This window comes from Klebsiella sp. K47, assembly GCF_051858335.1.
In the GTDB taxonomy this organism is placed as follows: domain Bacteria; phylum Pseudomonadota; class Gammaproteobacteria; order Enterobacterales; family Enterobacteriaceae; genus Klebsiella; species Klebsiella pneumoniae.
Genome location: NZ_JBPYUI010000262.1, coordinates 1 through 236, shown reverse-complemented (window position 1 = coordinate 236; position 236 = coordinate 1). Strand labels below are relative to the sequence as shown.

General features: G+C 43.2%; 1 protein-coding gene. It reads right to left on the bottom strand.

The genetic code is table 11. The annotated features are described in order from the left end of the window. Positions 1–236, bottom strand: a 236-nt coding sequence (locus tag RRF55_RS27965; protein WP_439419294.1) for an alcohol dehydrogenase catalytic domain-containing protein, incomplete at both ends; no start/stop codon positions are given.

The window sequence follows — 236 nt, the reverse complement described above, 5'->3', positions numbered from 1 at the left end:
ATAACCATCGTATCTTTAAAAGAAAAAGCAGAAGGTTTTTGTATGAGCCAATCACCAGAAACAGTGACTTGCTCGGCTAGCCCTCCAAAATACTTTTCACCCACTCCCCAACCATTTAGTAGAACTTCATCTCTTTCTTTCCATGCTGGATGTTTTGATTCAATCACAACACCCGAAAAATCGATGCCTGGGGTCAAAGGAAAACTACGCACCACTGGTGAACGCCCAGTAATGGC